Source organism: Flagellimonas oceani (genome assembly GCF_011068285.1).
GTDB lineage: Bacteria > Bacteroidota > Bacteroidia > Flavobacteriales > Flavobacteriaceae > Flagellimonas > Flagellimonas oceani.
Window position 1 is genome coordinate 1,138,988 of the sequence record NZ_CP049616.1, and the last position, 22,414, is coordinate 1,161,401.

Annotated in this window: 20 protein-coding genes; 9 read left to right on the top strand and 11 right to left on the bottom strand. The window is 42.1% G+C overall.

The genetic code is table 11. From position 1 onward, the window contains the following. Window position 1: 1 nt before the first annotated feature. The 6 genes from GVT53_RS05310 to GVT53_RS05335 are packed head-to-tail and all read right to left on the bottom strand — an operon-like array spanning window position 2 to window position 5,079. Window positions 2-616 (bottom strand): conjugal transfer protein TraK, encoded by a 615-nt coding sequence (locus tag GVT53_RS05310; protein ID WP_166247774.1) that lies wholly within the window; start codon window positions 614-616, stop codon window positions 2-4. Window positions 617-645: 29 nt separating this feature from the next. Continuing rightward, the gene (locus GVT53_RS05315) at window positions 646-1,467 is read right to left on the bottom strand and encodes a hypothetical protein (protein WP_166247775.1); all 822 of its coding nucleotides are present in this window, start codon (window positions 1,465-1,467) and stop codon (window positions 646-648) included. A 9-nt stretch (window positions 1,468-1,476) separates the two neighbouring features. Beyond that, a complete protein-coding gene (locus GVT53_RS05320; protein WP_166247776.1) occupies window positions 1,477-2,064 on the bottom strand; it encodes a conjugal transfer protein in 588 nt (195 codons plus the stop codon). Window positions 2,065-2,075: 11 nt separating this feature from the next. Further along, window positions 2,076-4,490 (bottom strand): TraG family conjugative transposon ATPase, encoded by a 2,415-nt coding sequence (locus GVT53_RS05325; RefSeq protein WP_166247777.1) that lies wholly within the window; start codon window positions 4,488-4,490, stop codon window positions 2,076-2,078. Further along, window positions 4,465-4,755: a hypothetical protein gene (locus GVT53_RS05330; RefSeq protein WP_166247778.1), complete on the bottom strand. Its 291-nt coding sequence runs from the start codon at window positions 4,753-4,755 to the stop codon at window positions 4,465-4,467. Before GVT53_RS05330 ends, GVT53_RS05325 begins: the two co-directional genes overlap by 26 nt. Window positions 4,756-4,785: 30 nt before the next feature. Beyond that, on the bottom strand, window positions 4,786-5,079 hold the full coding sequence (locus GVT53_RS05335; protein ID WP_166247779.1) for a hypothetical protein: 294 nt from the start codon (window positions 5,077-5,079) through the stop codon (window positions 4,786-4,788). A 182-nt stretch (window positions 5,080-5,261) separates the two neighbouring features. Here GVT53_RS05335 and GVT53_RS05340 point away from each other — a divergent pair, with 182 nt between their 5' ends. The 8 genes from GVT53_RS05340 to GVT53_RS05375 all read left to right on the top strand — a co-directional run bounded on the left by GVT53_RS05340 (window position 5,262) and on the right by GVT53_RS05375 (window position 12,809). Beyond that, window positions 5,262-5,915 (top strand): N-acetylmuramoyl-L-alanine amidase family protein, encoded by a 654-nt coding sequence (locus GVT53_RS05340; RefSeq protein ID WP_166247780.1) that lies wholly within the window; start codon window positions 5,262-5,264, stop codon window positions 5,913-5,915. 260 nt (window positions 5,916-6,175) lie between these two features. Continuing rightward, window positions 6,176-6,625 carry a hypothetical protein gene (locus GVT53_RS05345; protein WP_166247781.1) on the top strand — a complete coding sequence of 150 codons (450 nt, stop codon included), beginning with the start codon at window positions 6,176-6,178 and terminating at the stop codon, window positions 6,623-6,625. Window positions 6,626-6,900: 275 nt separating this feature from the next. Continuing rightward, window positions 6,901-7,908, top strand: coding sequence for a nucleotidyltransferase domain-containing protein (locus tag GVT53_RS05350; RefSeq protein WP_166247782.1), 1,008 nt, complete (start codon window positions 6,901-6,903; stop codon window positions 7,906-7,908). Continuing rightward, window positions 7,901-10,048, top strand: a complete 2,148-nt coding sequence (locus GVT53_RS05355; RefSeq protein WP_166247783.1) for a ThiF family adenylyltransferase — start codon at window positions 7,901-7,903, stop codon at window positions 10,046-10,048. The genes GVT53_RS05350 and GVT53_RS05355 overlap by 8 nt, the downstream gene beginning before the upstream one ends. Next, entirely contained in the window at window positions 10,038-10,871 is an 834-nt protein-coding gene (locus tag GVT53_RS05360; protein WP_166247784.1) for a DUF6602 domain-containing protein, read from the top strand. The genes GVT53_RS05355 and GVT53_RS05360 overlap by 11 nt, the downstream gene beginning before the upstream one ends. Further along, on the top strand, window positions 10,868-11,413 hold the full coding sequence (locus tag GVT53_RS05365) for a gamma-glutamylcyclotransferase (RefSeq protein ID WP_166247785.1): 546 nt from the start codon (window positions 10,868-10,870) through the stop codon (window positions 11,411-11,413). Before GVT53_RS05360 ends, GVT53_RS05365 begins: the two co-directional genes overlap by 4 nt. 383 nt (window positions 11,414-11,796) lie before the next feature. Then, on the top strand, window positions 11,797-12,348 hold the full coding sequence (locus tag GVT53_RS05370; protein WP_166247786.1) for an MbcA/ParS/Xre antitoxin family protein: 552 nt from the start codon (window positions 11,797-11,799) through the stop codon (window positions 12,346-12,348). Beyond that, window positions 12,345-12,809 (top strand): RES family NAD+ phosphorylase, encoded by a 465-nt coding sequence (locus GVT53_RS05375; RefSeq protein ID WP_205791900.1) that lies wholly within the window; start codon window positions 12,345-12,347, stop codon window positions 12,807-12,809. Before GVT53_RS05370 ends, GVT53_RS05375 begins: the two co-directional genes overlap by 4 nt. A 637-nt stretch (window positions 12,810-13,446) precedes the next feature. Here GVT53_RS05375 and GVT53_RS05380 read toward each other — a convergent pair. From GVT53_RS05380 to GVT53_RS05400, 5 genes are all read right to left on the bottom strand, one after another. Beyond that, a complete protein-coding gene (locus GVT53_RS05380) occupies window positions 13,447-13,866 on the bottom strand; it encodes a response regulator (RefSeq protein ID WP_166247788.1) in 420 nt (139 codons plus the stop codon). 2 nt (window positions 13,867-13,868) lie between these two features. Continuing rightward, complete coding sequence (locus GVT53_RS05385) at window positions 13,869-15,674, bottom strand: sensor histidine kinase (RefSeq protein WP_166247789.1); 1,806 nt, start codon at window positions 15,672-15,674, stop codon at window positions 13,869-13,871. A 559-nt stretch (window positions 15,675-16,233) separates the two neighbouring features. Then, entirely contained in the window at window positions 16,234-16,671 is a 438-nt protein-coding gene (locus GVT53_RS05390; protein ID WP_240905150.1) for a thioredoxin family protein, read from the bottom strand. Window positions 16,672-16,819: 148 nt separating this feature from the next. Beyond that, window positions 16,820-19,162 carry a TonB-dependent receptor gene (locus tag GVT53_RS05395; protein WP_205791901.1) on the bottom strand — a complete coding sequence of 781 codons (2,343 nt, stop codon included), beginning with the start codon at window positions 19,160-19,162 and terminating at the stop codon, window positions 16,820-16,822. Window positions 19,163-19,390: 228 nt separating this feature from the next. Continuing rightward, window positions 19,391-19,699 (bottom strand): hypothetical protein, encoded by a 309-nt coding sequence (locus tag GVT53_RS05400; protein WP_166247792.1) that lies wholly within the window; start codon window positions 19,697-19,699, stop codon window positions 19,391-19,393. A gap of 456 nt (window positions 19,700-20,155) precedes the next feature. Between GVT53_RS05400 and GVT53_RS05405 the strand changes: the two genes are divergently transcribed. Further along, window positions 20,156-22,282, top strand: coding sequence for a M28 family peptidase (locus GVT53_RS05405; RefSeq protein ID WP_240905151.1), 2,127 nt, complete (start codon window positions 20,156-20,158; stop codon window positions 22,280-22,282). Window positions 22,283-22,414 lie beyond the last annotated feature (132 nt).

The window sequence follows — 22,414 nt, forward strand, 5'->3', positions numbered from 1 at the left end:
TTTAGGGTTGTGGTTCCAGTTTACGAAGGGCGTCCTCAAAAAAGTGGGTGATCAACAGCCCGTGGGGGTTGTGCGGAAAGTTCCGGTCCACGGTGACCAGTTCCCCAGAAGTGTCCAATTGGTAATAGTCTGTGACCGATCCCCGGTTCACCTCGAACACGGTCCTTGCCCGAAAGCGATAGGGTTCTTGGTCCAGATGGAGTTCGATGTCCACTTGGACCACTTCCTGACGTAGGGAAAACTGCAACAAGCGGTTGTAGACCCCATCCGAGCGTTTTTGCCGGTAGACGGCATCCACGGAGGCATCACCCAACCAGAGGGCCTTTTCCAATTGGGACCGGTAATTGGTACCATCGATGCCATAAAAGAGCCGGTGGAAGCGGTCGATATGGGCCAGGGCCTCCACCTCACGGTTTTCCCTTTGGTCCACCAGTTCCAAGGGAAGGACCGAACCATCGCTTTGGATGGCAAAGGCGGAGTTCAACAGTTTTTCCTGATAATGGTAGAGCAGTCCCAGGGAAAGGCCACTGCAAAGCAGGCAAAGTGCGACCACCGCCAGAACGATAAAACGGTTCAATCGTAAAATGTCGGTGATGTTCCTATATACTTTTTTCATGGGTAATCTTTTTAAATAATTAATGTGCATTATGCACCACTGAAGAGGCGGAAGGTGAACGAGGTCGCCCGTTTGTAGAGCTTGAACTTCAACAGCACGATGAACCCGATCCCCGCCAGTTCGATCAGGGGCGCAAAGAGCTCACTCCCATACTCCGTCCCAAAGAGGTTGGGCCAGAAATTCTCCGTCACCTCCTGGTAGAGTGCGTTGACAAAGACGTTGACCAAAAAGAAGGCCGGCACGATCATGTACACCGCCGCATAGAGCCGAAAGAAACGATAGCCCATTTCCCGGAACTTCTCAAAGACCGCCATGCTGATGACCAACGGAAAAAAGGCCTGCATCACCCCCAGGATAAAATAGCGTTCGGCCAAAAAGAGCGGATAGATGAACAGGTCCAGGACCCAGAGGACCAACGCCCCGCTCCAGGCCAGGGTGCGCAGCCCCAAAAAGGGGGTCGCCAACCATTCGTACAACAGGGCCATGGCCTTGGTCGCCGCATCGAAGAGACCGGTCTCCTCCTCGATTTCCACTTCCTGAAGTCCCAGCGGCAAGAGGTCGGGGGCCGTGTCCCGGTACTGGCCCTCAATGGCCACCAGAATGCCATCAAAGGCCCCGAGCACTTCCGTGGAGAAGAGCACCACCAGCACCACCGCAAAGTTCTTGATCAGATCGGTCGGGGTCAGCCCCCAGGTCAGCCCGGTGCGGGTCGCCCCGCCCTCATAGTATTTTTTGAGGATGTTGACCAAAAAGAACAGTACAGCCAAGGCCTTCATGCCCCCAATCGTGGAGGTGGCAAAACTACTGTCCTTGATGGTCTGGAAGACCGCATCTATATATTCGAGTCCCATACCTTGTCTTTAGTAGTTTGGTTTTCGGTCCTTGATCAGGGCCTGCATTTTCCGAAAGGATATGATCCTATCGTACCGACGTTTTTTCATTTGGATGTCGGCCACCATCGCTTGGGAGTCCGCCCGCTGGGCCTCCAAGATTTCCAGGCGTTCCGCATCGCTCATGTTCAAAAAATCACTACTGAGCACCTGGCCCATAAAGTCCAGTTGGCCCAGGGAATGTTCCATGATGCCGTTGAAGGCATTACTTATGGTCTCCACTTCATCGCCATGGATATAAGGGGAGTTCAAAATTTCCCGAAGATCGTCGCGGACCATCTGGAAAAGCTGTTCATTGTTGCGGGTAATGTCCCTAACGGCCTGATACTGTTTGACGGCATTGTTGACCTTTTCGATCTTTTCCCGGACGGCGTTGAGCTCGTCCACCATTTTCAGCAGCTCAGCAGTCTGCTTGGCGGATTCGATCAGTTGTTTCCCCAAGCTTAAAAAGTTGGTGTTGTCATACACCGGCATCCCCTGGGCCCCCGCAATGCGGGGAGATAGTAATAGGGCCAATGTTAGGGCCAGTCCTAAAATTTTGGTGTTGTTTTTCCTCATGGTCTGTGATTTTAGATAAATGATTTTTGGATTAGGAATTCTTTTATGGCTTTCTCCATATCATGGCTTTTTTCATAAAGTGCCATTATGGCCTCATTTTCGGTGCCATCGGTCAGGTAGGCCGCATAGGCCTCAGGGGGCACTTCCAAGCGGTAGACGTTGCTCTCCGAACCGATCTTGATAAAGATCTCCGTGTACTTCCGATCCCCCTTCAGGTCGTTTTGGATGGAGCGCAGTTGGTTCAGGTCATGGGCACTCAGGTGGAGCCGTTGTTTAAGGGTTTGGTATCCTTTTTCATTGCGCAGGCTGTAGAGGACCTGGGTATTCTCCAGAATGGAAGCCGAGGTGTGGTTCTCGGGCAATTGGTTGATGGACTGTAGAACGATGCCAATGGCCCCGTTCTGTTTGCGAATGGCCTGGTAATAGAACTCTACGCTCTCCAACACATTGTCGAACTTGAGCTGCTTGGCGAACTCATCGAAGAGGATAATGCCCCGCTCCGAACGGTTCCGCCAGATGGTCCGCTGTATGGCCGATTTGATGAGCTTCAGCATTACGGACAATACTTCCTTGTTGTTCCGGACCTCGTCCAGTTCAAAGACGATAACGCGTTTGTCCTCCAGACGATGGGATTGGTCTTCCCCGACCTTGAACAGAAAGCTGTAGAGGCCATCGCCCACATATTCGGAAAGAATGTGCAGAAAATGGGTCAGGTTGAAATAGCTCGGGTCGATGCCCAACCCTTGTAATAATGAATTTTGGTTCGCTTCGATAAAGGTGTACAGTCCATCCAGACTGTGGTTCTCTTGGACCGCTCCATAGTAGCGGCGTAGGATTTTCTTCAAGGCCACTTGTTGGGCCTTGGTCACGTTTTGGTGGGAACCATAGAGCTCCATCAAAAAGACCGTCAAATCCTCCAACCACTCCGGGGCGACACCGTCGCCAGGGGCTTTGCAAAAGGGATTGATGCCCAGGTTTTTGCCCTGCTCGTATTTGAGGATGATGTGCTGGTCCGGATAGAGCTGGGCGAACTTGGCATAACTGCCCCCCAGGTCGATGATCACCAAGCGGGTTCCCTGTTCAAAATATTGCCGCAGGATGTTGTTGGCCAAAAAGGATTTCCCCTCCCCGGTCGGGGCAAAAATGGCAAAGTTCCGGGCCTTGATGCGCTTCTTCCCCTCGTCCCAGACATCCTTCAGTACCGGGATATTGTCCAAACGGTCATTGAAAAGGATGCCCTCGGCATCGGAACGGTAGTTGGTAGTGTTGACCATCAGGCACAGGGCATGCTTCAGGTCGGTCACATAGAGATCGTTGTCCGAAAAGTTGGAAGAGAACAACGGATAGCTGTTGAGCAGGTAATGGATACGGGCCTGCCCCTCGGGCCGGTACGGCTGGATGTCCAGTTCCTTGAAACGGGCCACGAGTTCCGAGACGGTATGGTCGAGTTTCTTTTCCTCGTTTGACCAAAAAATGGTGTTCAATTGGCCCCGAACTATTCTAGAGGAATCGTCATTGTTGATCTGGGCCAAGGTGTCCGATACCCTGTCGTACAGCACCTTGTTCCACGACCCGAAATTGCTGCTCTTGGAGAGTTCCTCCAAGCGTTTTTCCAACAATTTCCGCCACTTATGTTTGTCGTCGAGATGGATGATCTGGTTGACGATATGGTTCCCCGGAAGGGTAAGCCCAAGTCCATCGATAAAGCCCTGGTGGAACAGGAACCCGTCCGCAGTATACTTTTCGTTGGGCCGACTGGTCTTCACCATGTCCCCAAAACAGGCCTCGTTGTTCACGGCCATGGCCCCGAAGAAATGGTCCCCGATCTGGACCTTGTCCCTGCCCAAGACCATATCCGTGTCAAAACCGGCATTGAACCCATTGAAATAGGTATCGGTATACTGGATCATGGCCGCCTGGTTGTACGGCAGGACCGAAAGATGGGGACCGTTGTTCAAAAAGCCCACCGCATCCCGTACCGCTTTGCCGAACTGTTCCGCCTTTTCCCCAAGGGTCACCGGCAGCTTTTTGGGGATATGGGCAAAGGGATTGACCAAACTGGAGCTATTTACCGCTTTGTTCTTCGGCCAGATAAAGAAGAGCAAGGATTCGTGGGACAGGTATTCCCGGCCCTGAAAATGCTTTTGGGTGGCCTGGGCCAAAAAGGTATTGTTGGGCAAGCCCTTGGCATCAAAGGCCGTTTTCTTATAAATGTCCTGTTTGTGGACCAAGGTGCCCACCGGCAGGGCTTTGAGCGCTTGGAACCACAGATCGTGGAGCTGTTCGAAATCCTTCTCCGAAAGGGAGTGGATCTCGGGCAGTTCCAGCCGGAAGGCATAGGCCAGGTTCCCATTGTTGGCCAGGATCCTGTTTTGGTCCACGTCCACGATCGGGTACCGCTCATGAAGGTTCATCGTATGTTTCATGTATAGTGATTTTTTTATTGGAGATCATATCGGGAAATACATTCCCCACTCGTAACATTTCAGGTCGTTGGGCCCATTTGAGGAGGAGACCATAGAGTATCCCATTGGCCACCATCGCCCCAAAGAGCAAGACCAGGTCAAAGGAGAAAATGACCGCCATCAGGGAGCCGATGACGGCCAGTAGCTGAAGGGCAAAAAAGGCCACGGGCAACCCAAAGATCAGGGCACGCCCACGGATATGGCGATAAACTGCATACTGCTTCATAAGAAAGGTATAATAAGGCCTCTTTGAGGCTTAGACGACGATACCGATCAGATAGGTAAAGATACCCACCACCGCCCCTGCGATCAGGACAAAGACCAGGACCCGCGTGATCCCCTTTTTAAGGTCCGCGTTCTCCCCGAAAAAGTGCCCCGCATTGAACAGGAACCCGATCAGGAAGATGACCCCGAGGATGATGGGAAAGATGGTCCGGATGGTATCCGAAATGTCGTTGACAGAATCCTCGATGCCCCCGATCTGGGGGTAGATGGGCAGGGAAAACAAAATGAGCAACAATGTTGCCCGAATTTTTGAAAGTGGTCTCATAAAAATGGCTTTAAGGCCCTTCTCGGGCGGATTAGAAATTCAATTGCGGAATTTCTAGCGTTTGGGAAGGTTCCTTGGAAACCACATAAATTTTAACATTCGGGGACGTTAAAATTTGGGGGATTTTGAACAAAATGAGGTATTCGCTAAAAATTGTGCAATGGAATTTTAAAACCCTTGATATGAGAGTTGCCATGCCAATCCTGCTCCTGCTATGCACAGGATACCCACCATTATGCTTCGGACAAAACCTCCCTGATCCGCCCTTGGTGGTCATCGATCCCGGACATGGGGGAGTGGATTCAGGGGCCATCGGGACACAAGGGGTCTTGGAAAAGGACATCGTACTGAAGGTGGCCCAGGAGATGGTGCGGTTGAACCGGGAAATCCATGGTGGTGCCTTGGAACTCTACCTGACCCGATACGCTGATACACTGATCTCACTCAGCGATAGGACAGGGTTGGCCAAAGCCTTGAAAGCTTATGCCTATGTGTCCATCCATTGCAACCAAGCTCGGAGAATCGGAGCCCAGGGCATCGAAGTATTTGTTCCCGAGGGCGGTGGTAGGTTTACGGAAACTTCCCTTCAGTTGGCCCATGCCATTCGCCAGAATTTGAACCAACATTTGGGCCTAAAGGATAGAGGAGTAAAGATGGCCAATTTCCTGGTACTACAGGAAACCACCCAACTGTGCCCCTCGGTATTGGTCGAACTTGGGTTTTTGTCCAATAGGGTAGAAGAGGAGCACCTTAAAAAGAAGCCAAGCATTGCCGCCATTGCTTTGGTCGTATTGGAAACCTTGATTACTTATTTCAATGAAGGAAATAACAAATGAGGCCCTAACATTGGTTAAATGTATTTTGAAGGAAGTCTATGACCAGATTAAATACTGGTTCAGGAAAGGGGAATAATTCGATTTACCTTAATCATTCAGTAAAGATAACCAAGCCGCTACCCCTGTCAAGGTCGATTTAAAAAATTGAGCCCGCTAAATTTTTTACCGGGAGCCAGCTCCCTAATTCCACCTTGATCCATCCTCCGCTTCGCTCCTGTTGGTTGGGTTCACTGCATGTTTAATTTAAAATCTTTTTAATCATGGAAAAAACAGTTGAAACACAAAAAAAGAATGCGAAAGCTACAGCAGTGGCAACTAAACCAAAAGCTGCGAATGTGGTTCCAGCAAAGGGAACTCTGAAGTTGGAGAACATGGAGACCATCCTTCAGAAAATTGAACGCTTGGAACAGCTCAAAAGACACTATGGTCGATTGAAGTACAAGCAGACCGATCTTCAAAAGGCCTTGGAAAAGATCAAAACGCACAAATCCAAGAAAAGTGACAAGTTCGAGCAGGAGGAAGTGGAGGAATTTCCATATGTTATCGTTCTAAAGGGCAAAGGGGATTACGACCGGTTCGAGGAAATTTTCACCATCAACCAACCCGAGACCGTCGAAAACTTCACAGCCTATCTGTTGAACGAAGTGGACCAAGTCGTGGAAGTCTTCAAAAATGACCTTCAGGAACAGACCAAGAATCTAGGAAACTAGGAGAAAAGGGGGAAACCCCTTTTTTTGTCGGTATTTCTTCTCTTAACACAGTAGTAAATTTTTTAAGAGTTCCATATGAATTTGGGTGTTTACATGAATTATTTAATTACACCTGTTAATATTTTCGTTAATAAATAATATTATAGTAGGACAATACTTTCTATGTTGTTTGTAATTTTATGTTTACCAACCTTCTGAAACTCCCTTTTTTATAATCGTTTTTCGCTACCAGTAAAGACATTTCATACTGCAAGCATTAAAAAAGTATTACGCAAATGGCAACAGACAGAAACGAACATTTACATAAGGTTTTAAAAACCCACGAAATAAACAAGTTGGAAAACTTGGATAAGTTCATTGCAAAGAAGAATCAAGTGAAAAATGCTTTGAATGAGAAGTTCTCTGAAGACAAAGCTTCCAATTGTATGGATTCTGGTTCATATGCTAAACATACTGCAATAAACACAAAGTTTGATATAGATTGTTGCATCCCATTCAGGAAACGGGAAAAAGACTCAGATAAGGGTTACAGTAGTCTTTCAGATATGTTTGAGGATGTCTACAAGTACTTAAAAAATGAGTACACTGAGGAAGATGATGACATAGAAAAAGATGACGTTAGAAAACAGAAGGTTTCGATTGGGCTAAAATTCAATATTGATGGCGAGGAATTCGAAATGGACGTAGTTCCAGGTAGAGAAAGACCGAGCAATAATGATTATGGAAATAACAATACTGATTTAAGCTTGCATATCCATCCACCGAATAGGTCAAAGAAGGAGGTGGACGATGGTAAGACCCGTATCAAAACAAACATCAAAAAACATCTTGATTTGCTATCAGGCAGCAGCAGAGTGCATGAAAGGAAAGTAGCAAAATTGCTTAAGGTTTGGAAAACTGAACGAAAAAATCAGAATGGAGGAAAGCTGATCAAGTCCTTCATGATGGAACTCTATACTAAAGAAGCTTTTGACCAAGCCGATGAAATACCGAATGGATTGTGGGGGAAGGTTAAGATGGTAATGAACCATATTGTAGATAATATTACTGAAAATGACCTAGTGGATCCTGCAAACTCCAGTAATATTGTTTCAGATTCCATGAGTGACACGGCTAAATCTGATACCAAAAGCGGCATGAAAAAAACAATAAAGGATACTGACGAGGATTCAGATAAGATAAAGGAGTATTTTCCAATTAATGAAGAGTATGATGACGAGGATGACGATTCTAATTCAAAAGCCTCTTCAGTGTCAGTTCTTAGCACGAGCAAGTTTGGATAAAGAAAAAAGCGAAATCCTCGAAAGGTTAAATAGGTTAATTGGAAAAGATGAGGATATTACAATACTTGAGAAAATTCGTCTAGATGGAAATTACTTTTCCGGGAAAATAGAGGTCAGTTTTCTAAATGAATTATTGTCCTTTCAAATTAAAGTCCCGAATCACTACCCACTAACCCATCCCAACTCTGACAACATCTCAATCATTTTTAAAAATGAGGAATATGTTGGTCTAGAACATATCAATTTGGATGGATCTGTTTGTTTTCACCCAGATAAAGATGATGATTTTGACAGAAAATTTATTTATGAACTAAAGTGCTTAAAACAATGGATTCGGGACTACTACATAATTGGAAAACAGGATGAAAATTATTCATATCTCGTTCACACCACCGAAAAGGGTAAGGTAAACAGGCTTTATTTCACGAATACTGAAAACAAGTTTGACAAGAATTCATTCGGTGAATTTGACTATTCAATCTTTACAGATGAAAAATATGGTGATTCGAAAATTCCTGTAAAGAAATTCTTCAGACTAGGTTTTCGTAATGGAGAGGAAGATAAATGGTCAAAAACCTTTAGGGATGAACTGAAGAGTAGAACTTGTAAAAAGGGGATTTACTATTTCATAGAAGATGAACCTATAAGGGAGTCTTCAAGGGGAAGAAAAGGTGTTGAAACCTGGGATGAGCTGAACACGTTTCTTTCCGATGTATTCATTGATTATCTACACACTGGACTCAGAAGGGGTTTCGGGAAAAGTTTTTTTCATGAGAATAATCTTCTTTTTTTAATCGGATATAGAATTCCCAATCTGGAAAACTATGAGGAACATTGGGATCTAATCAGAATTTCAAAAAGAAATATTCCAGTAGAAAGTCGAAGAATTCCAAAACAAGAGCGTGAACAGCTGAACAAGATGCATGAGACTACTCTAAAAAAAAGCAAAATCTTGTGGGGAACTACAGAGAATATAGATTATACAAGGTTTTTCGGAAGAGGCAAGTTAAATGATAAGATTACAAATTCTCATATTCTGATTATTGGCTGTGGTGCACTAGGTAGCTCTTTGGCCGAAATATTGGCAAGAGGAGGAGTTAAAAACCTTTCATTGGAGGATTTTGACAATATAAGGGGCGGAAATTTATGCAGGGCAAATTATCATCTATACGATATGATTTACCAAAAAACGGAGCGTTTGACTAAAAGACTTAAAGCCATTTCCCCTTTTTTGAATACTACTTCGATCGACTTTAAATTAAATAGTATCGATTTAAGGAAAGTTAAGGAAATATTGGACAAATATATCGACGTTATTTTCGATTGTTCAGCTGATCCGGAGGTTACATTCATTTTGGATAAGGTTGGTTTCAAAGGAGATATATTCAGTTTGGCTATTACAAATAATGCCAAATCTTTAGTATCTATCACAGGGCCAAATTTGACGAAACAGGCAAGAAGTTTGTTTGCCTTTCTTGAGAACTCCGAACCAACGTATATTGAGGGAACCGGTTGCGGTTATCCAACATTTGAAGCTAACTATAATGACATAAACTATCTTCTGCATACCGGATTGAAAATCATAAATAACAACTATTCTAAAAATAGAAAGAATGAAACCTTTGTCATTAAACCAGAATTTGAAAGCGTACCGTCAATTGATATTATAGAATACAATTTTTCATTTAGTGATAATCAAAACAGTTCTATACATATTCCTATGGGTCTTCTAAATGAAATAGAAGAAATCACAAGATTTCATTACCCAAATGAGTTTGGTGGGGTTTTCGTTGGTTATAGAACAGACCGTGATTTTATAATTACCGATCTCCTTCTCCCTGATAAATTTGAAAATGGAAGGGCAATATTTATTAGGCATCCAGGCAGTCTAAATCAAAGGTTAAGTGAAATTCATAGAACCACAAATGGAAAAATAGAATATTTGGGCGAGTGGCACTCGCATCCAGACGGTCCCACAAAACCAAGCAAAAGAGATTTTAATGAGATGAAAAAAATTGCAAGAGATAAAAAAATCAGCATTGCGCAACCTTTACTTATGATCGTGGCTGTTTCTATGGAATCATTTTCGAATGATTTCTATATATACAATAAATCGAAATTAAATAGATATGAGCTCTAAGGTAAATATTCGAAAACTGTTTGGTGGACTACAAAATCAAATGGTTGCCCAATTAAATACAAATAGGGAGTTTATTGGGCATCCGAGTTCAAAAGGAGACTCACTGGAAAATACATGGATTGAATGGTTGCGAAACTATTTACCCAATAGATATTGCGTAGACAAAGCAATAATTATAGACTCAAAGGGCCAATTAAGCCATCAGATTGATTTGGTAATTTACGATCAGACATATACGCCATTTGTATTTAAACAAAATGGTATTTTCTACATTCCTGCAGAAGGAGTTTATGCCGTATTTGAGGTAAAACCCGAACTGGATAAAGGCAATATTGAATATGCTGGCGAAAAAATTGAAAGTGTTCGAAAGCTTTTTAGGACTTCCACAAATATGATTGATAGAGGTAAGTTATACAATCCAAGGACTTTGACTAAAATACTGGGTGGGATTTTAACCATAGAAACTTCAATTGCAGAGATGACCATTGAAAAGCATTTAAAGAATCTAAAGGGGTTAAAAGCAATTGATATCGGTTGTGCAGTAAAAAACAAAAGCTTTTATGTTGATTTTTTAAAAGATGACAGTGTTTTTAACATAGGACATGATACGGTACTTACCTTGGAAGAGCACAATGATATTTTTGTTAAATTCTATGAGGCTAGAAAGGTTGATTCTATTGAGTTTAGCCAAAAAAATAATTCATTGGTTACTTTTTTTCTTCAGTTAACCAGATATCTCCAGCAAAGCATTGGAACAGTGGCTGCGATAGATTTATCTGAATATGCTAAATCTATCAATTTTGATATTGATGATGATTTATGAAAAAAAATAGTACGATCTTAATATTTGGATATGGTTCGATTATTTGGGACAACGAAGATTTAGAGCCCTCGGAAATAATTGACGCAAAACTTAATGGAGCCCACAGAAGCTTTAACAAGAAATCAATTGTATCAAGGGGAACCAAGGAGAACCCCGGTTTAGTTTTGGGTTTGGAATATGGCGGTGATTGTATTGGAAAACTTATTCGAATACCAGAAGAAAATTATAGTAAGGTTTTAGAAAGAGAAGGAGGATATATCCCTAAGAATACGGGAGAATCGAATGAGTTGGAAGTGGTTAATCTACTGAATCAAAAAATTGAAAACTGTATTGTATTTTTCCCGAATCCCAAAGGACGAAATTACCTTGAACCTAACGTTGATTTAGAAGAAAAAGCTAAAATTATTCTTAAAGGTGAAAAAGGGAAAAGAAGTGATTCCAAAGAATATTTACGTGAAATAAGGAAATATCTAATTCATAATGAAATAGTTGATGAACATGTGGAAAAACTTTACAAAATGGTATTTGATGCCCTTCAATAAGCTTAACGTAAATATGATTTGAACTGGTAATTCTCTTCATGCAGGCCTATATTCGAAAATGGTACATGGCTTCTTTTACTTCATCAACTTGCATATTTCCAAATAGCATAATATAAGCGCCTGTACCGATATTTTTTGACGCTAAATTTTCTATACGCTAAAATATCGGGACTGGTTCCGTGCTTAGGTTAGCCCTGGTAAGGATTTTGGGACGCTTAAATTTTGGGTCGTGAATAGTTGAGAGAACAAACAAGAAAAAAGCCTACATTAAAAACAAATAAATCCCCAAACAACTAAAATTAACCCAAATCAGAGTTAAAATATCTGTAAAATTTGTACTTTTATTGTAATTACAGTATTTTATTATTGTAAATGCAATTGTTATGGCAAAAAAAGTTTCGAGTTCAAGGACTAGGTCTACTAAAAAAACGGGAAAGCACAAAGAGGGTAAGCATCGACATAAATCCGTAGAATCCCATCGTGGAACGGTCCGAATCAAGACAAAGGTATCTCCGCAGCAGCTTGATCTCGACGAGGCAATTAAGCTGGACATCTTACATTTCCTTCCACGAACTAGTGTTAAATCCCCAACCTATAACTATTCGGATATTAAACCCCTGTTAAGCTTTTTGGGCTATAATCAGGAAGATTCTTCAAAGCTCTTGGAGGCAAATCCCAGTACGCTATCTCGATGGAAAAATTCTGACAAGCCCGTGGATATTGGTAAAATAAGGTCTAAGGTGATTTTGGATATCGATGAGGTCATTGCCAAGGGTGTGAGGCTTTTTGGTGGTGAGGAATCCTTTCAAGACTGGTTGAATACCAATAATTATGCGCTAGGAGATGTAAAGCCCGTTGATCTTTTGAAGGATGTATACTCCATCGAACTCGTGGAGGAGGCCATTGATGCTATGTCATGGGGTAGTTACTTATGAAATATTATCGATTGTTCGAGGATATTTCTTCAAGGTCGCCTCTGGGTTTTGGTATTGGTGGTGCACGGTGGAACCACAGTGGTATTCCATTGATATATGTATCAAATTTTTCTTCGATAGTTATCAATGAGATATTAAGTATTAAGGGGAGTGTAGTGGCGAAATCCAACTGGATTTTAGCAACTCTGGAAATAGATGAAAGTAGCATACTTTTTCTTCGAGATACTGACATGCCCAAAGACTGGAATCATAGGCCATCAGGAAAGTCAACCAAAGATATTGGGTCGAAATGGGCAGCAGACCAAAAAAGTGTTTGCTTGGGAGTTCCATCTGCCAGATTGAACTTGAGTGCGTATCCAACAGAGCACAACTTGCTCATAAATCCCCTCCATCCCGATTTCGGGAAGGTCGTTTCAATGGAAAAATCCGAGTCCTTCAGTTTCCAACTCAACAAGAATTAAAAAAGAATCTTAAAAGTTTGTTGAGCGTTGTATTATTTGTTTTAGTTATTAATTATGTAAGCCTTTCTTTTCACTGCTTTTGAATGGTCGAATTAGATAAATTACCAAAGACGAAAGAGAATAGACGGTATATACGGAAAAACCGCGCTCTAATATCTTCGCTATAGACTATCTATTTCATACACTCTTGATGAATGGCTCTAATATGGCTGATTCTACTGATTCTATTTGCAATCAATTGATTTCATTTCATATTTTTGCCCCAACGAGACCCGTTTTTGGCCGATAACCTGCCACATTCGCAGCCCTATCGGTCAATTAAAAATAACTTATTGGTTTTTAATGAGTTGGAATACAGGTTCGAATCCTACACCATTTGAGCACCAGTCAATGCCGAATCAACCAACTTATTTATTGAAGAGGTTTTTTATTTGATAATATTTGTCGATATTTATTACCAATTAAAAATTCTTTGGATGTTCCCATAAAACAGTGTACAAAACGGTGTGCATCCAAAAATATATCGGCACAACTTTTTGGATGTCAGATAGATATAAAGTATGCAGTGGTCCTATCGCGATCACATAAAAAAGCCTCCGAGAAAGCGGAGGCTTTTTAATACCATATTGTCCCAAATTTAACTTTTCCAACGGCCATTATAAACTTCCGTCAAAATTTCTTCCATTTTGTCCTCAAAAACCGGCTTGACAATATAGCCTGTAATTTCTTCAAAATCCTGGGCCTTTTTTAAATCGCTGGGATCATTGGAGGAAGTGACCATAAAAATGTTGACATCTTCCGCATCCAGTCTGGGTTTCATTTTCTTGAATTCGGCCAAAAAACCCCAACCATCCAAAAAGGGCATATTGATGTCCAACAGTATTATTTCGGGAAGTTTTACATCCTCTCTCAGGCATAGGTCCATATATTCAATGGCCTGTTCTCCATCCGTAAAGGTATTGATCACCAAATCATTTGAAAGGTTGTTCAATATTTTTTTTGTGACAAATAAGTAAACTTCGTCATCGTCTACCAATAATAAGCTGGGTTTCCTCATAACTAATGAAATTTTATTTTAAAAGTTGTACCTACACCTTCCTTGCTTTCAACTTCAATCGAGGCATTCATCGCTTCCAATTGCGATTTTACAATGAAAAGGCCCATTCCCTTGCCCGAGTAGCTTCTATGGAACCTTTTATATAGTTTAAACAAACTGTCCTTGTGCCTTTCCATATCTATGCCCAGTCCGTTGTCTTTTACATAAAGTACCTTTTTATCGTTTTCCCAGGCGCTTTCAAAAACAATATGGGATTCAGCATCCGATTGTCTGTATTTTATGGCATTGGATATTAAGTTCTGTACGATACTCTTCATATAAAAAGGGGAACACTTTATGGAGTGCCAAGCATCCAACTTGTATATGGTTTCAAACTCATGGGGTGCCTCGTCCAGTAAATTCTCCACAAAATCGTTTTCCACATTCTTGATCAATAGTAACAAGTTAACGTTCTCCACTTTAAGATCTTGGTTGTTCAAAATAGAGACGTAGGTCTGTACATCTTCCGTAAGTGTGCTAATGTTGTTGGATATGGTTTCCAATTTGGGCAAAAGCTCCCTCATTGTTTTTTTGTCCTCTGACTTACCCAACATATTCACAATAATGGACATACTGGTTACGGGAGCTTTTAAGTTATGGGCAACTACGTAATTAAAATCCTCCAACTGCCTGTTGCGTACCTTTAAGCGTTCATTGGCACTTTTTACCAAGTTGTTGGATTCCTTAAGCTGTGCTTGACTTTTTACCAAAGCATTTTTTTGGTGCTGTAGCTGTTCCAAAAAGTTTTTTCGCTCTCTTTGTGTGCGGGCATAGACCATGGCAATTATTGCAATCACTATCAATGTCAGTGCATTGAACAAAATCAGGTTTCTTCTAATGGGCTGTAGTCTTTCTCTAAGATATTGATGCGGCGTTTCCTGAAGAATGGCCCAGCTGTCATCTGACACTATTTCAGCCATATCCGCATAGCGGTTCATGCCGACATCCTTCTCAAATCCCGTTCTTACGTTTTGATAGGCCCACAAACTTCCATTTTCCATAAAAAATGTGTCCCTTGGAAAAATCAATTTCTTTAGTTCAAGCCTCTTTTTAATAGAGGAATCCATTGGGCTCATATGGGACTGGTGTGGCAAGATGCCATTGGATAGGTTCGTCGTGATCACGTTCCTATCTTTGTCCAATAAATAAAAGTTGTCGTCCGTAATCCTTGTTCGCATCAAACCAAAGATTTTGTCCATATCAAAATTCACAACGGCCAGTCCTACTTGCACGTTCCTATTGTCAAAAATTGGTGTAACTCCGCGTATTACAGGTTTATGTGGGGTTTCCAACACACCATTTTCCCTGTTGAGTTCAATGGGAGTCACATAGATTTGACCTTTGCTCAGAGTAAGTCCTTTTTGAAAATAGCCACGGTCTATTTTGCTCTGTAACGGAGCAGGGGTCATACTATCTGGACTGAATCTCTCGTATCGCATTACTTCGTCCCCATGTAAATCAATGAACCTTAGTTGATGATAGACATCCAGGCCTTGCATAATTCGTATATAATTGGAGATGAAAGTTGAGTCCAACGGATTTTCTTCCGAAAAGGATTCGGGAAATTTGACATCGGACCAAAAAGAGGTGATTTTGACCAAAATAATACTCTGATCAATCAAGTGGTAGCTTTTGTTAAGGATATTCCGCTGCTGTATTTCCCCCATGTTTTTGATGAGGCTGTCTTTTTGTAGATAGCCCCAAACAAGGGAAAATATCAATAATGGAATATATAAGGCCAGGGATGTTTTTATAATCCTTTTCCACATACAAAATGTGATTTTTACAATTTCAACAGGCTTTATTTAAAGCCTGTTTTTGTAGTTCATTTAGTCTTTTGTTTGTAGGGGAATTTTACTTGAAATTAGGAATAATTATAGTATCGCCCAATTAATTATGGGTTTTTAGATGAATATTAGTATTGTATAGATATTTATTTTTTTAAACTTCGATTAATGCTTGTTTTCTTAGCTAAGGTTGACCGATGTCCAAGTTGGAAACCAAGCATACGCTTATCGAGGCTAAAAAAAGGTGAAGAAGCCTGCGAATATTTATATTGAATACCTTTTTTAAGTAGCTCAATTTCAGTGATTTGGAAATCTATGCTGCTACAACCTCCCTAGTCAAAATTTTCCTTTCCATTTAGAAAGATATTTTACCAATTAAACCGTCATTTGTAATATTAAATTGGTGCAGGGGGGTGAACTACGGTGCTTTTCCCCGTTTTATCATCTCAAAGGTGTCCAACAATTATGTGCAAATACAATAGATGTCGTTACGAGCGTAACTATGTTGCATGAAACTCATTTATAGAAACAAACGTTTTTCTTACTTTGATAGAATGCCGTGCATTTTTTTAGGAGAGAGGTATTCAAAATATCTACCGACCACTTTGAACTCCGTATCCAATATGACTATGGCCGGTACGGAAAAAGGGATGCTTTCCCTGGAGGCCAATAATTTGGGTATTTGATGCACAGGGCTTCTTTTTTGGCCGATTTCATCATTTATAAAACGTTGTCCGTCAAAAACAATGGTGTCCGCTGTTTCAACATCCATTTTTACCGCATAGTAGCTTGAGCGGAGCAGGGAAACAACCTTGGAGTCTTTGAATGCTGCCTGTTCCATTTTTTTGCAATAGGCACACCAATCCGCATTGAAAAATAGCAATACTTTTTTTGGATTGAGGGAAAGCGAATCTTCCAATTGCTCAAAGCTCAGCCAATCGATCCCTCGTTTTTGCGCTACAAGGGATGTTATCATCATAAAAATGAAACAAATAGATAGGTATATTTTTTTACGATACATTTTAATGATTTTAAAAAAAGACCACATCCTTTTCGCTTTTAAATTACCGGAATTTTGGTTTAAAAAGAAATGTGGCCTTTTCGTATATCAAATTTTATGTGTTGTTTTAATGCAATTTTCCAAACTTTAATCCTACAAAGTAGGTTCTTGGGGCACCGGGGCCATAAACGTAATCGGAATCCCTTTCAGCACCTGTGTCAAAATCATCTTGGTAACTGTTGAAAATATTCTTGACCCCACCAGAAAGTGTAATCGCAAAATTCTCATTAAGGTCAAAGTGGGTTTCTAACTTTAGGTTGAGGTCATAAAAAGGATTTGTATCAACCAACTCCATAAATCCAGAATCGCTGATAACGCGGGGAACGACCATACCACCGGTATAGGTGCTGGTAACGCCCATATTGAATTTTTCACTGGGCAACCAAGTTACGTTCAGATAGCCGTAGAGGTTGGGGTTGCGGACAAATTCATCAATGATGATGTCGTTCTCTCCTGGGGTTCCATCCGATTCAAAAAGCAGCTGAGGCTCTTTGTATTCGGATTTTTGCAACGTACCGCCCAACTGCATTTGCCATTTAGGGTCCGGAGAAATGCCAAATTCAAAATTGGAGCCATACACTTGTGCCCCGGAACCATTGCGCACTTCTTCCAAAATGGACCCGTTTGCCAAGGTGGCCCCGGTGCTGACGGTGGTAAAGGGGGCTTCAATGCTTGTGTAGAATCCTTCCAAAAGGATATCCATCTGTAACAATCCTTTGGTCACGGAGTAATTGAACGACCCTGTGTAGGCATTGGAATATTCAGTTTCCAAGTCTTCGGAAAGAATCACGAACATCGGCTCACCACCCACGCTGGAAATGTGCAGATCCTCGTTAAAAGCTTGTGGAGCCCTGAAACCACGGGCATAACCGCCCCTGAATTTCAATTCTTCCGTAAATTGATAGGATAGGGTCAATCTGGGAGAAAAAGCGGTTTGGGTAAGGTCGACATCTCTATTGATTCCTCCAATGGCGTACGCACCATCAACGGAAACATTGTCCAACCTGGCACCTATCAAGGCCGTGAACGCGTCGCTGGGTTTCCATTCATATTGGGCATAAACACCAAGGGAGTTTACTTGTTGGTCAATCAGTCTGTCATAACCCGGAATCTCATCCTCGGTGTTGGAATGGTTATACTCCACACCGGAAGTCAATACGTCCTTCCCTTTGAAGGTTTTGGTATATTGAAATCCATTTACCCAAGCCAAATCCTTTGTGTTTCCATAGGCATTGTTCGCCTGGATACTGTCCTGACGGGTTCTTCCACCTCCCAATCCGCCATAGTAGCTGCCACGATCGGTGTGTGAGGCAGAGGTGTACACTTGGTATTGGGCACTTCTGTCCTCACTGTAAATCTCATAATCGGCACCTCCAAGAAAGGTATTGTGGTCCAATTGTTCGGTGATATCGGTAAAATGTGGTGCATGGTCTAGTTTGTCACCCCCTCTACGGGTTTCTCTAATGGCATTCAGGTTGACCGAAATACGGCTGAGGTCATTGGGGCGGAAAAATGCTTTGGCCCCAACGGTATTGTTTTGGAGTTCAACCATCTCTGTGAAGCCATCACTATTGGCGTCATAGGATTGTCTATTTCGGTAATTGCCAAAAAGGGTAACTCCGCTTTTGAGATCATCGGCCACAATGGAGGTGTTGAACGTCAAGATACGGTCTGCTGATTTTCCATCTACCAAGGCCAATGTACTTCCCACTTCCCAAGTGTTTAGAATCGGGTCCTTGGTGATAATGTTCACCGTCCCGGCAATGGCATTGGAACCGTATAGTGCAGAACCTCCACTTCGTACCACTTCAATTCGCTCAATGATATTTGTGGGAATCTGTTCCAATCCGTATACGCCCAATAGGGAAGAAAAAACAGGCCTGCTATTGAGCAATATTTGGGTATAGGCACCCTCGAGCCCGTTCAAACGAACCTGGGTAAAACCACAATTTTGACAATTTGTCTCTACACGCACCCCCGGAGAAAAGTTTAGTCCATCAGCAACCGATATGGATTGTGTGGCATTCAACAACCGTGGTTTTATAGAGGAAACCACTACGGGTGCCTCCCTGCGTTCCACCCGGTTACGGGTGGCACTGATCACCACTTCGTTAAGGCCAAGGGCATCTTCTATAAGTTCAAAATTCACGGTCGTTTGTTGGTTTTTACGGACTGTGGCGGACTGTGTTGCGGTTCTAAATCCTTGTGAGGCGGCCGCAATGGTTTGTTCTCCAACCGGAACATTTAGTTCAAAATTGCCGTTGTCGTCCGTATTGGTTCCCTGACTTCCATTCTTGACATAAATGGCCGCGTAAGGAACAGGTTTTCCATTTGAGGTTACTTGGCCAACTACAACACCCATTTCTTCTTGTCCAAATAACGAGGTGAATTGTAAGAATATGGCTAGCATAAATAGGGGGATATGTTTGTGCATATTTATTTTTGTTAGTATAAAATTAAATTTAGACAAAGCTAAAAAAATATTTATATGAATTAAAAAGTATTTTGAAAAAATTTAAAAAACAGACTATAAATGACATTATGGGAGCCCAAATTTTTGAATAAAATGTATGGGAATGAAAGGATTCATACACCCAAAAACTATGGCTCAACCTTAAAAATGCATCTGTTAATTTGTTTAGATGAAATAAGGAGGAGGTCTCGAAAAGAGCAGGTTTACAGAAATTTTATTGACAGGAACAAAGCAATAGACTTCAGGGTTTGTTTTTACAATCAAAAAATCCCCGTTGTAAAAAGTAATTTCTTCGGATTGAAAGCTTGCTATGGGCAAACATTGGCTGGCCACTACCATATCGCAAACATCACATTGTTGGGGGTGATCGCCATCACCAAGATGCGCAAAAGAATGTAGCCCAGCTATTTTCAAGGTTAGGAAAATGGCAAGGAATAAAATGGAGATGCTGATCTTGAAGGAACTTTGTCTCATTGCAACGAATAAGTATTGTAAAAATCCATTATAAAACTCATTCGCTTTTATGTTTACAGGATGATCTCAATAATTTCCAGTTGACGAAATGGGCCATCGAAACCAGCAGAACCACAAGGGACACCTCCCAGAGTTCACTTAAATCCAATCTGCCCAGCGCACAACGAATGGCGCAAACAAGCGAACTTGTCAGTGCGATCAAATCATAAGTTGTGTTTTTGGCTATACACTAAATATTGCCGGATTTTGGTCAAATCTAAGAACAATTTCTATTATTGCGATATAGTTGCATTAATAATTCGAATATGTACCAGTGCTTTTCAACCAAATAGAGGTATGATCGACTTTAATTGTATGGCAAGCGATGGGTTCAAGATTATTTTTTTAATCCATTTATAGCGGAAGCCAATTGTATAATTTTTATTTTTAACCATCTAACTAACTCAACACTCAATTATGATTTACAAAAGAAAGGGGAGTGCCCCCGTTAAAACCATTATCTGTTCTTTTCTTGGATTGATGGCGGCTCAACTTGTCATGTCCCAAGAATTTAGAGGATATACACCATCATCCAAATCAGAACAACAGGCATTGGAATCCACCTTTAAAAACACGGTGGATTTCCCAAAATTCAAGGAACACCTTCAAAAGTTAACAGAGAAGCCCCACGTGGCGGGAACCCCTGCCAATGATAAGGTTGCCGATTACATATTTCAGGTCATGGCAGACGCCGGAATGGAAGTCGACCGATACCCCTACGATATTTATATGTCCACCGAAGGAGGGAGCTCCGTTGTGGAATTGGTCACCCCAATTCGATTGCCACTCAACCAACAGGAATATATTTTGGAAGAGGATCCATTTTCCAGCGATCCAAGTTTGGACAAGGGTTGGAATGCGTACTCTGGAAGCGGCGACGTTACCGCCGAAGTTGTCTATGCCAACTATGGGACCAAGGAAGACTTCGAAAAGGTGGAAGAAATGGGGGTCGATGTCAAAGGAAAAATCGTTATCGCCCGTTACGGAAAAAACTTCAGGGGATTTAAAGCCAAGTTTGCTGAACAATATGGTGCTGCCGGGCTTATTATTTATACCGACCCTGGTGATAGTGGATATACCAAAGGATTGGTGTATCCGGATGGGGTGTACTATAATGAAAGTGCCATACAAAGAGGCTCCGTTTTGACCGTTGATTATACCGGTGATCCACTTACCCCGTTTGAACCCGCATTGCCATTGGACGGCAAGAAAAAAATACAAAGATTGGATCCTGCCGAAACCGACCTCCATACCATTCCGGTATTGCCATTGCCATATGGCTCGGCAAACGAAATCATAGGTCGTATGAAAGGACAGGTCGTGCCCAATGGATGGCAGGGAGGTTTGCCCCATACCTACCGTTTGGAGGGAGGCAAGGAATTAAAGGTCCGTGTAAAGGTTGACCAAAAGAGGGATTTTGTAAGAGTGAGCAACATTGTGGGAACCTTAAAAGGGACTACATATCCTGATGAGTGGATTATTATTGGATGCCATTTTGATGCATGGGCCTTTGGGGCAACCGACCCCAACAGTGGTACCGCTATGTTGATCTCTTTGAGCGAAACCCTCGGAAAATTGGCTAAGAATGGAATGGCACCCAAGAGATCCATTATGATTGCACATTGGGATGCCGAGGAGCATGGCGTGCTCGGTTCTTCGGAATGGGTGGAACAATTAAAGGAGGAACTGGGAGCCAAGGCAGTGGCCTATATGAATTTTGATGCAGGTGTTTCTGGCAAGAACATTGGTGGTTCATCATCACCTACCTTAAAGGAAATAATGACCGAAATGGCAAAACAAGTGGAGTATCCCTATTCCGATAAAACATTGTATGGTCATTGGAGTGGTGAGAATGAACAGCCTTCCATAGGAAACTTGGGAGGAGGTTCCGATCATATCGGTTTTTACATGCACGTGGGAGTTCCTTCGTTGAGTGGGGGAGCGGGCGGCCCAACATTGTATCATACCAATTATGACGATTTTCATTTTTACGAAAAGTTTGTGGACCCCGAGTTTCAAATGGGCGGAACCATAGAACAATGGGTGGGGTTGATGGCGCTTAGGATGGCCAATGCCGAGATAATCCCTTATGATGTGGAACGTTACGCCACTGATCTAAAGGGTCATTTTGAAAATGCCGTTGAAAAAATCCAAAAGTTTGACAAGGAATTTGCTGGATTTGATAAAGTAGAGCAATCACTGGCCACTTTGGAAGAAAATGGAAAAGAATTGAGCGCTGCAATTCAAAGTGCCCTGTCGAGCGAAAAACTATCAAAAAAGGAAATCAAGGAAATCAACAAACAATTGTTGGCCTTGGAAAAGAGCTTTATAGACGAAAAAGGGATGTATTTTGGTTCTTGGTATAAATCGCTGTATGCCTCTACCGACCCTTTTAGCGGCTATGCTTCTTGGATTCTTCCGGGATTGGAGTATGAAATGTCTTCAAATTCCACGGAACGTTTGGAAGAATGGGATGAACGATATGCAGCCGCAATAGCCGATTTAGCGGAAAAAATGATAAAGTTGACACAATACATCTCATAAAATAAGCAAAGATTGATGCCATATTTCGGGTTGTGCCAACTTTAAAACTAGGTATAACCTCAAAAGTTTAGGGAGAAACGGTGCTGGATTTTAACAGGCACATAAACTTTTGTGGATTATTCAATTTTCATC

Coding starts and splice junctions, on each gene's coding strand:
- GVT53_RS05310 (WP_166247774.1), bottom strand. CDS start 616: ATGAAAAAAGTATATAGGAACATCACCGACATTTTACGATTGAACCGT.
- GVT53_RS05315 (WP_166247775.1), bottom strand. CDS start 1,467: ATGGGACTCGAATATATAGATGCGGTCTTCCAGACCATCAAGGACAGT.
- GVT53_RS05320 (WP_166247776.1), bottom strand. CDS start 2,064: ATGAGGAAAAACAACACCAAAATTTTAGGACTGGCCCTAACATTGGCC.
- GVT53_RS05325 (WP_166247777.1), bottom strand. CDS start 4,490: ATGAAACATACGATGAACCTTCATGAGCGGTACCCGATCGTGGACGTG.
- GVT53_RS05330 (WP_166247778.1), bottom strand. CDS start 4,755: ATGAAGCAGTATGCAGTTTATCGCCATATCCGTGGGCGTGCCCTGATC.
- GVT53_RS05335 (WP_166247779.1), bottom strand. CDS start 5,079: ATGAGACCACTTTCAAAAATTCGGGCAACATTGTTGCTCATTTTGTTT.
- GVT53_RS05340 (WP_166247780.1), top strand. CDS start 5,262: ATGAGAGTTGCCATGCCAATCCTGCTCCTGCTATGCACAGGATACCCA.
- GVT53_RS05345 (WP_166247781.1), top strand. CDS start 6,176: ATGGAAAAAACAGTTGAAACACAAAAAAAGAATGCGAAAGCTACAGCA.
- GVT53_RS05350 (WP_166247782.1), top strand. CDS start 6,901: ATGGCAACAGACAGAAACGAACATTTACATAAGGTTTTAAAAACCCAC.
- GVT53_RS05360 (WP_166247784.1), top strand. CDS start 10,038: ATGAGCTCTAAGGTAAATATTCGAAAACTGTTTGGTGGACTACAAAAT.
- GVT53_RS05365 (WP_166247785.1), top strand. CDS start 10,868: ATGAAAAAAAATAGTACGATCTTAATATTTGGATATGGTTCGATTATT.
- GVT53_RS05370 (WP_166247786.1), top strand. CDS start 11,797: ATGGCAAAAAAAGTTTCGAGTTCAAGGACTAGGTCTACTAAAAAAACG.
- GVT53_RS05375 (WP_205791900.1), top strand. CDS start 12,345: ATGAAATATTATCGATTGTTCGAGGATATTTCTTCAAGGTCGCCTCTG.
- GVT53_RS05380 (WP_166247788.1), bottom strand. CDS start 13,866: ATGAGGAAACCCAGCTTATTATTGGTAGACGATGACGAAGTTTACTTA.
- GVT53_RS05385 (WP_166247789.1), bottom strand. CDS start 15,674: ATGTGGAAAAGGATTATAAAAACATCCCTGGCCTTATATATTCCATTA.
- GVT53_RS05390 (WP_240905150.1), bottom strand. CDS start 16,671: ATGATGATAACATCCCTTGTAGCGCAAAAACGAGGGATCGATTGGCTG.
- GVT53_RS05395 (WP_205791901.1), bottom strand. CDS start 19,162: ATGCTAGCCATATTCTTACAATTCACCTCGTTATTTGGACAAGAAGAA.
- GVT53_RS05400 (WP_166247792.1), bottom strand. CDS start 19,699: ATGAGACAAAGTTCCTTCAAGATCAGCATCTCCATTTTATTCCTTGCC.
- GVT53_RS05405 (WP_240905151.1), top strand. CDS start 20,156: ATGATTTACAAAAGAAAGGGGAGTGCCCCCGTTAAAACCATTATCTGT.